The organism is Streptomyces recifensis (genome assembly GCF_002154615.1).
Taxonomy (GTDB): domain Bacteria; phylum Actinomycetota; class Actinomycetes; order Streptomycetales; family Streptomycetaceae; genus Streptomyces; species Streptomyces griseoluteus.
On record NZ_MUNH01000460.1, the window covers coordinates 1 to 7,579 of the forward strand.

The 7,579-nt window shown below is 75.0% G+C and carries 6 protein-coding genes; 1 reads left to right on the plus strand and 5 read right to left on the minus strand.

The genetic code is table 11. The features are described 5' to 3' along the window. From CCN33_RS22740 to CCN33_RS22755, 4 genes are all read right to left on the minus strand, one after another. Positions 1-736, minus strand: a 736-nt coding sequence (locus tag CCN33_RS22740; protein ID WP_140394627.1) for a PrsW family intramembrane metalloprotease, incomplete at its 3' end; no start/stop codon positions are given. A 57-nt stretch (positions 737-793) separates the two neighbouring features. Next, positions 794-1,612 (minus strand): tRNA (guanosine(46)-N7)-methyltransferase TrmB, encoded by an 819-nt coding sequence (gene trmB / locus CCN33_RS22745; RefSeq protein WP_208621846.1) that lies wholly within the window; start codon positions 1,610-1,612, stop codon positions 794-796. Between the two features lie 141 nt (positions 1,613-1,753). After that, a complete protein-coding gene (lhgO, locus tag CCN33_RS22750; RefSeq protein ID WP_208621847.1) occupies positions 1,754-2,962 on the minus strand; it encodes an L-2-hydroxyglutarate oxidase in 1,209 nt (402 codons plus the stop codon). A gap of 142 nt (positions 2,963-3,104) precedes the next feature. Continuing rightward, positions 3,105-4,529 (minus strand): NsdA family TPR-like regulatory protein, encoded by a 1,425-nt coding sequence (locus CCN33_RS22755; RefSeq protein WP_030817171.1) that lies wholly within the window; start codon positions 4,527-4,529, stop codon positions 3,105-3,107. A gap of 759 nt (positions 4,530-5,288) precedes the next feature. Between CCN33_RS22755 and CCN33_RS22760 the strand changes: the two genes are divergently transcribed. Next, positions 5,289-7,385 (plus strand): asparagine synthase-related protein, encoded by a 2,097-nt coding sequence (locus CCN33_RS22760; protein WP_086695381.1) that lies wholly within the window; start codon positions 5,289-5,291, stop codon positions 7,383-7,385. Here the strand turns inward: CCN33_RS22760 and CCN33_RS22765 are convergent. Then, on the minus strand, positions 7,372-7,579 hold a 208-nt coding region (locus CCN33_RS22765), incomplete at its 5' end, for an NPCBM/NEW2 domain-containing protein (RefSeq protein WP_208621849.1). The two genes, CCN33_RS22760 and CCN33_RS22765, sit on opposite strands and share 14 nt — an antisense overlap.

Consider the following 7,579-nt stretch of genomic DNA (forward strand, 5'->3'; position numbering starts at 1 on the left):
CGGGCTGGCCGCCCTGCCCCGCGGTCGTCGGCTGCGCTGGCTCGTCCCGGTGGGCGGCCAGCCCGAAGCCGATGCCGGTGAACACGGTGAACAGGGGATGCGCGAACGGCGACATCACCCCGCGTACGAAGAACGTCGCGGCGGTCACGGAGACGATGCCCGAGGTGCCGATGGACTGGTCCGTGCCGAAGGCGTTGCCCAGGTAGAGGATGTTCTCGGTGAACGCGAACCCCGTCGCGGTCACCCCGGCTATCGCCGCGCCCCCGACCGGCCCGGTGAAGTCCCGTCTGCGGAACACGAACACCAGCAGGACGGCGGCGGCCTTCGCGGACTCCTCCACCACCGGCGCGATCACCGTCGCGCCGAGCGTGTCCGCGCCGGAGGGGTCGGCGGTCGCGGTGGCGATCCAGTGGGTGGCGAAGCTGTTGGCGACGATGGCGATCAGCGCCGCCGCGCAGGCCCCCCACGCGAAGGCGAACAGCAGGTTCCGCCACGGTCCGGGCCGTACCCGGTCCAGCCAGCGGAACGCGGCTATCAGCCAGGGCACGGGCACCACGGCCAGCCCCAGCCCGACGAGGAACCCCTCGGTACCGGTCTGCCGCCGCACCAGCGCCAGGATCACCACCCCGGACAGCGCCAGCAGCCCGGCCAGCGCCCCGTGCCGCACCCACTCCCGCCGCCACCAGACCGGCCGGGGGCCGTCGGGGAGGGGCGGGTACGGAGAACTGATGGCCACGACATCGACCCTAACGGTCACCGGGCCGTACGGCCTCGGGCTTTGCGGCCCGCCGGGCTACGGGTTGATGTGCGGTACGCGGCGGAAGAGCAGGTCGTTCACCACGTGGCCCTTGTCCAGGCCCTGGCCCTCGAAGCGGGTCAGCGGACGGAACGCGGGGCGCGGGGCGTAGCCGCCCTCGGCGCGGGTGTTCTCGAAGCCGGGGTGCGCGTCCAGCACCTCCAGCATCTGCTCGGCGTACGGCTCCCAGTCCGTCGCGCAGTGCACGGTCGCACCGGGTGCCAGCCGGGTCGCGGCCAGGGTGAGGAACTCGGGCTGGATCAGCCGCCGCTTGTGGTGCCGCTTCTTCGGCCAGGGGTCGGGGAAGTAGACGCGGAGCCCGTCGAGGGAGTCGGGGGTGAGCATCTCCCGCAGCAGGATGATCGCGTCGCCGTTGCCGACCCGGACGTTGGTCAGGCCGCCCTGGTCGGCGAGGTTCAGCAGATTTCCCTGGCCGGGGGTGTGCACGTCGACGGCGAGGATGTTGGTGTCCGGGGCGGCCGCCGCCATCTGCGCGGTGGCCTCGCCCATGCCGAAGCCGATCTCCAGCACGACGGGGTTGGAGTTCCCGAACAGCTCCGCGAGGTCGATGACCCGCTGCCCGTCGATGTCCAGCCCCCACTGCGGCCACAGCCGGGCCAGCGCGTCGGCCTGCCCGGTGGTGACCCGGCTGCGCCGGGGCTGGAAGCTGCGGATGCGCCGCTCGAAGTGCGATCCGGCGGGATCGGGCTGCGGACCGTCGGGAAACCGGGGCTCGCCCTTGCTCCGCGAGGTCCGCGCGGACGGCCCGGCCTCGGCGGGCCGGATGGCTTCGGTGGCATTCACGGAGTCAGACACAGTGCCTCCGATTTTAGGCGGTCCCAGGAGGGGGCCCACGGCGTCGGCGGGGGTGGGGTCGGTCACGGCACCCCCACTGGGTACATCCCGGTGAACCGGCATACGCCTGTGCCGGTCACGGTGAGCCGGCCGCCCGACCCCTCACAGCGCCCGCAGCATCGTAAGCGTCCGGCGGCTCACCTCCCGGCCGATCGGCAGGGACGCCGTGGCCGCGGGGGACGGGGCGTTCAGGACGTGCACCGCGCGGGCGCCCTCGCGGATGAGGAAGTCGTCCACCAGGGTGCCGTCGCGGGTGACCGCCTGGGCGCGGACGCCGGCCGGGGCACGGACCAGGTCGCGTTCCTCCACGCCGGGCACCAGGCGGCGGACCGCGTCCAGGAAGGCGGGCTTGGAGACGGAGCGGCGCAGCTCGCCCGCGCCGTACCGCCAGTGTCTGCGGGCCAGGGCCCAGGCGCCGGGCCAGCCCGCGGTGGCGGCCAGCTCGCGCGGGCGGACGACGCCCCAGCCGTACCCCTCGCGGGCGAGCGCCGGGACGGCGTTGGGGCCGACGTGGACCCCGCCGTCGAGGCTCTTGGTCAGGTGGACGCCGAGGAAGGGGAACGCCGGGTCGGGCACCGGATAGACCAGGCCGCGCACCAGCTCCGGGCGGGCCAGCTCGTAGTACTCGCCCCGGAAGGGCACGATCCGCACCCCCGGCTCGTCCCCCGTGAGGCGGGCCAGGTCGTCGCAGTACAGGCCCGCGCAGTTGACCAGGACGCGGGCGCGGACCACCTGGCCGGCCGAGGTCAGCACCGCCACGCCCCGCTCGGGGCGCCGGTCCACCCGGACGACCCGCGAGCCGTACCGGATCTCGGCGCCGGAGGCGCGGGCCAGCTGCCGGGCGACGGCGGTGAAGTCGCAGACGCCGGTCGTGCCGACGTGGATCGCGGCCAGACCGCGCACCTCGGGCTCGTACTCGGCGATCTGGGTGGCGCCCAGCTCGCGGACCGGGATGCCGTTCTCCCGGCCGCGCTGCACCAGGGCGTGCAGCCGGGGCAGCTCGGCGCGGTCGGTGGCGACGATCAGCTTGCCGGTGACGGAGTGGTCGATGCCGTACTCCGCGCAGAACTTGATCATTTCGGCGGCGCCGCGCACCGCGTACCGCGCCTTGAGGGAGCCCGGGCGGTAGTAGATCCCGCTGTGCACGACCCCGCTGTTGCGGCCGGTCTGGTGGCGGGCCGGGCCGGGCTCCTTCTCCAGCACGGTGACCCGCGTGCCGGGCGCGGCGCGCGTCAGGGCGTACGCCGTCGACAGCCCGACGATGCCGCCACCGACCACCAGCACGTCGCAGTCGTACGCGTCCGCCCGCATCTGCACCACCTCCCGGCCTCGATAGTGCACTGCGCCACTGACAACGCCTTCAAACCGCGCCACAGAAGCCTTGTGCCGTCTAGGGCCTCTCGTTTGGATCCTGCCGGGCTCGCGGGGTCCGGCCTGATCCAAACGAAAGACCCTAGGCGGGAGCCATCAGCAGCGGGCGGGCCCGTTCGCGGAGTTCCACCACTCGGGGTTCGTCGCCGTAGGGCTCCAGGCGGTGGAGGAGGTCCTTGACGTACTCGGTGGTGCGGGCGGAGGAGATGCGGCCGGCCACCTCGACCGCGCGTACGCCCTGCTCGCAGGCCGCGTCCAGGTTGCCCGACTCCAGTTCGGCCACGGCGGAGACCACCAGGCGCAGCCCGTGCGAGCGGACGAACTCCTCGGTCGGCTGGGACAGCGCCTGCTCGGTGAAGCGGCGCACCTGGCGGGGTGCCTTGAGGTCGCGGTAGCACTCGGCGGCGTCGGCGGCGAAGCGGTCGTAGCCGTAGAAGCCGAGCCAGGACGGGTCGCTGTCGCCCTCACGGGACCGCTCCAGCCAGCCCTCGGACGACTTCAGGGCGGCCCCCGCCGCGTGCGCGTCGCCCGCGCGCGCGTGGGCCCTCGCCTCGACCAGCCGGAAGAAGCTCATCGTGCGCGCGGTGGCCAGCCCCCGGTTGCGCTCCAGGGCGGCCTGCGCGAGGTCGACACCCTCGTCGCCGAAGCCCCGGTAGGTCGCCTGGAGGGACATGGAGGCGAGCACGTACCCGCCGAGCGGCACGTCGGCCGCCGCGCGGGCCAGCCGGAGCGCCTGGATGTAGTACCGCTGGGCCGCTTCCTGCTGGCCGGTGTCGAAGGCCATCCACCCCGCCAGCCGGGTCAGTTCGGCACCCGCCCCGAACAGCGCGCGGCCCACCTCGTCGGAGTAGGAGCCCAGCAGCAGCGGGGCCGCCTCCACCCTGAGGCACTCCGGCACCATCGAGGAACGCCAGTCACCCCCGCCGTACTTGGAGTCCCAGCGCCGGGCGTCCTCGGCGGCCTCCCGGAGCTTCTGCACGTCGCTGTGGCCGACTTTGATCGGTGCGGCGGCGCCCCCCTCGGGGTGCGCCTCCCGCTCGACCGAGCTGTCGGCGGGGGTTATCAGCCATCGGGAGGCGGGCGTCGCGTAGGCGCTCACGGCGAACGACCCGGCCAGCGACTGCCAGATCCCGCCCGACCCGGCACGGCGTCCGGCCAGGTCCAGGCGGTACAGGTCGGTCGCCGAGCGCACCGCCTGCCCCACGTCGCGCGGGAAGGCGAGGCCCACCTCGGGCGCGGGGTCGGCGTCGGCGAGGCCGATCTCGTGCAGCGGCACCGGCCGGCCGAGCTTCTGCCCGATCGCGGCGGCGATGAGATGCGGCGCCGCACCCTGCGGCACCATCCCCTTCGACACCCAGCGCGCGACCGAGGTCTTGTCGTACCGGAGCGTCAGACCCCGTTGCGCGCCCAGGTCGTTGACCCGGCGCGCGAGGCCCGCGTTGCTGATTCCCGCGAGGGCGAGAACGGTGCCGAGTTTCTCGTTCGGCCCGCGTTGCTCCCTGGACATGCGCCACCCCTCGACACAGACGGCTGCCCCGCTGGCATAACCACGCGGCATTCGTAAACACAGCGTAGTTCGCCGCATCCCAAGCGTTAAGGGGCATTGTTCCGGATGGCGTGATTGCGGTCCGTACGGGAGTACGGCCCTGTACGCACCGTGCACGGTCCGTCGCGGCGTGCCCCCGCGCGTGTGGCCGTGCGCCTGTCCGTGCGCTCTGGTCCGGCCACCGGGGGAGCGGTTCCATGGCTCTGCGTGGGTCGGCCCGCTGTACTTGCGTCCAGTGGGCTGGGGGACGCCGCCGCCTACATCCCCGCGGGCGGCGGACCGGTCCGGGGGGCGACGCTCGCCTCCCGGACCGTGCGCGCTCGCCGGGCCGCCGGGCGCTCCGCAGGGCCTGTACGGAGCGTGCTCACATCCCGTGCCCGGTCGCCAAATTGGCCGAAAACAGCCGTCGTTCCGCCATCTGTATTTCCGTTCCCACCACGGCACTTGAGGGCGCGAAGGGCGTTCTGGGGGAGTGAACCGGGGCGCATTCGCATCGCTCTCCCCTCGCCCTCCTCCCGCCAACCTTCGCAGGCAGGAAGCGCGTTCATCCTGCCCGCCGCGCCCCGCCGTGTCCCGGCCGCGCGCCGGGCCCCGCCGTGTTTCCTGGTGATTTCCCTCGATCGAAGGCGGCGCCACCACCCTTCCCCGGCGCGTTCTTCATGGCAGCATGGGGTCCGGTTCGTGCGGTGCACTGGTGGTCCACAGCCTGTGGAGGCGTCGATGCGGTGGTTGGTGGGTTGGAGCAGCACCGCCGCGCGCGCTCTCGGCGCCGAGACCGCGGGAGCCACCGGGTACGACGGCGAGACCCTGCGCCCCGTCGGCTCCCATCTGCTGTGGGGCGACCCCGATCCGCTGTGGGCCGTGGGCGACTGGCGCCCCGACGAGGTCCGCGTGGTGCACGCCGACGCCCAGAACCGCATCGCCGTCCTCGGCATCTGCGGCGCCTCCGACGAGGAGCTGCGGCGCGGTCTCTTCACCGCGCGCGGCGGCGCCCTGCGCCACCTCACCGCCTGGCCGGGCAGCTACACCGCCGTCGTCCAGGCCGGCCGGCGCATCACCGTCTGCGGCGACCTCGCGGGCGCCCGCCCGGTCTTCCACGCCCCCTGGGAGGGCGGCACCGCCTACGCCACCGCGGCCCTGCCACTCGCCGACCTCACCGAGGCCAACCTCGACTTCGGTCACCTCGCCGCCCTCCTCGCCGCCCCCGAGGTACCCGCCGCCCTGAGGGACACCACCCCCTACGAGGGCGTACGCCGCGTGGCGCCGGGCCACGCGCTGGTGCTGCGCGCCGGAGCGCGCGAGATCGCCGGCTACGAGCCGGTCGCCTCCCTCGCCGTCGCCGCACCCCCCGCCGACCCCGACCGCGCGGTGGACGCCGTACGCGACGCCCTGGTGGAAGCCGTAAGGGTCCGGCTCGCCGCACCCCGGCACGTCCCCGGACTCGACCCCGGCCCCGTGCCCGGCATGGGCCCCGCCGAACGGCGGGCGGCACGCGGCATGCCGGTGCCCGGCATCGGCGCCGACCTCTCCGGCGGCCCCGCCTCCGGCACCCTGGCCCTCCTCGCCGCCGGGCTCCCCGGCAGACCCGGCACCCTCCTCGGACACGGCACGGGCGCCGGCGAGCGCCTCCTCGCCGTCACCTTCAACGACCTGGCCGTCGGCGGCCGTGAGGCCGAACTCGAGCGCGCCGGAGCCCTCGCCGCCAACCCCCGCCTGCACCACGTGGTGGTCACCGGCGCCGAGGACACCCTCCCCTACGCCGACCTCGACGGCCCCCTCACCGACGAGCCCGGCCCCTCCCTGGTCACCGCCGCCCGGCACCGCACCCGGCTCGCCGCGGGCAGCGCCGACCACTTCACCGGCCACGGCGCCCGCCAGGTGCTCGACGCCCACCCGGCCCGCCTGGCCGATCTGCTGCTGGACCGTCAGCGGCGCCATCTGGTCCGCCCGGTCGCCGCCCTCACCCGCGCCGACGGCTCGGTCCTGGTCCCCGCCCGCGTGTACGGCGCCGCCCGGCGGCTGTCCCGTACCCCCTACCGCACCGGCCTGGAGGCGCTGGCCGAGCGGCTGATGCGGCGGCGGTTCGACGAGCCCAAGGGGGCGGTCGGTGCTTCGCTCGCCGCGCTGACCTGGGCGAGACCCGGTCCGGCCGCCCGGTGGCTCACCGGGGAAGCACTGGCCGAAGTATCGGTTCTCCTGCAGACCGGGGCCGACCGGGCGGCCGGCGGGCCCGGGCAGAGACCCGGTGAGTTCCGCGCCCGTACCGTCCTCGCCCGGCACGCGGCCGATCTCCGCGTCCTGGAACAGGCCGCCGAGGTGCGCTCGCAGCGGCTGCACGCGCCCTTCCTCGACAACCAGGTCGTCCGCGCCTGCCGCGACCTCCCCGAGGCCCTGCGCGTCAAGCCCGGAGCCCGCTCCGCCGTGCTGCGCACGGTGCTGGAGGGCGCCGGGGTCACCGACCTGCCGCCCGGCTGGGGCACCCCGTCCCACGCGTCCTCGGCCGCCGCCGCCCGCACGGGCCTGCGGCTGGCCGCCGACTCCCTGGTCGACCTCTTCGACACCCCGCTGCTCGCGGACGCCGGGCTCGTCGAGGCCCGCGTGGTCCGCAAGGCCCTCCGGGAGGCCGCCGCCGGGGAGCCCCTCCCGCTGGACGGCCTGGCCGACCTCGTCTCCCTGGAACTCTGGCTCCGCCGCCTCCTGGCCCGCCGCGGCACCTGCTGGACCGGCACCCCGGCCCGCGCCCGCGCCGTCCCGGCCGGCATCGCCCCACAGCGAGGCGCCCTCCGGGCCGGAGCCACGCCCTCTAACCGCAGCTGAACCGCGACGTGGCCCAGTCCGCCAGGGCCGCCTGGTCGAAGGCCGTGCCCCTGGGCTCCACCACCAGCCGTACCGTCTTCCGCCCGGCCAGGCCGATGTGGACCGGTACCGCCGGGTCGCCGCCGGAGACCGGGCCGGACTGCCAGAGGCGGGCGCCGTCCGCGTACACGGCGAAGGCGACCTTGCCGAGGCCG